Annotated in this window: 1 protein-coding gene; it reads left to right on the top strand. The window is 65.1% G+C overall.

Features of this window, described 5'->3' with window-relative positions; all coding sequences use genetic code 11:
- The coding region (locus EOD07_RS35200) for an efflux RND transporter permease subunit (RefSeq protein ID WP_164772881.1) at positions 1 to 1,155 on the top strand (1,155 nt) is incomplete at both ends.

Here is a 1,155-nt window from a genome sequence, read left to right as displayed (position 1 = left end):
GCGCATCAGCGTGCGCGTCGGCGGCCAGTTCACCTCCGAGGAGAGCCTGCGGGCCATCAATTTGCGCGTCAACGACCGCTTCTTCCGGCTGAGCGACGTGGCGACGATCCGGCGCGGCTATGTCGACCCGCCGACGGCCCTGTTCCGCTTCAACGGCCAGGACGCGATCGGGCTCGCCATCGGCATGAAGCCCAATGCCAATCTGCTGAAATTCGGCGAGGCCCTGCACGAGGAGATGCAGAAGGTGCTGGCCGACCTGCCGGTCGGTGTCGGCGTTCATCTGGTGGCTGACCAGCCGGTCATCGTCGAGGAAGCGGTGTCCGGCTTCACGCGGGCGCTGTTCGAGGCGGTCGCCATCGTGCTCGCCGTCTCCTTCATCAGCCTTGGGCTGCGGGCCGGCTTCGTCGTGGCGCTGTCGATCCCCCTGGTGCTCGCGATCACCTTCACCGTCATGGAATATCTCGGGATATCGCTGCAGCGCATTTCGCTCGGCGCGCTGATCATCGCGCTCGGGCTATTGGTCGACGACGCGATGATCGCGGTCGAGATGATGGTGGCGCGGCTGGAGGTCGGCGACAATCTGCGCAAGGCGGCGACCTATGTCTACACCTCGACCGCCTTCCCGATGCTGACCGGAACGCTGGTGACGGTCGCCGGCTTCATCCCGATCGGCCTCAATTCAAGCGCCGCCGGCGAATACACGTTCACGCTCTTCGTCGTCATCGCGGTGTCGCTGCTTGTGTCATGGATCGTGGCCGTGCTGTTCGCGCCGCTGCTCGGGGTCACCATCCTGCCGGCGACGATGAAGGAGAAGCATCACGACCAGCCTGGACGCTTCACCTCGCTGTTCCGGCGCGTGCTTGTCTTTTCCGTTCGCCGCCATTGGCTGACCATCATCGTGACGGTGCTTCTGTTTGCCGCCTCGGTCGCCGGCTTCGGCCTCGTGCAGCAGCAGTTCTTCCCGCCATCCGACCGCCCCGAACTCATCGTCGACTGGAACCTGCCGCAGAACTCCTCGATCACGGAGACGCGCGACCAGATGGTGCGCTTCGAGCAGCGCGCGCTGGTCGGCAACCCCGACATCGACCATTTCTCCTCCTATATCGGCCAGGGCGCCGTGCGCTTCGTGCTCGCCTATGACGTGCAGCCGGCCAA

Source organism: Mesorhizobium sp. M2C.T.Ca.TU.002.02.1.1 (assembly GCF_003997225.1).
The sequence above is the reverse complement of the archived record's forward strand: the minus strand, read 5'-3'. Positions and strand labels throughout refer to the sequence as shown.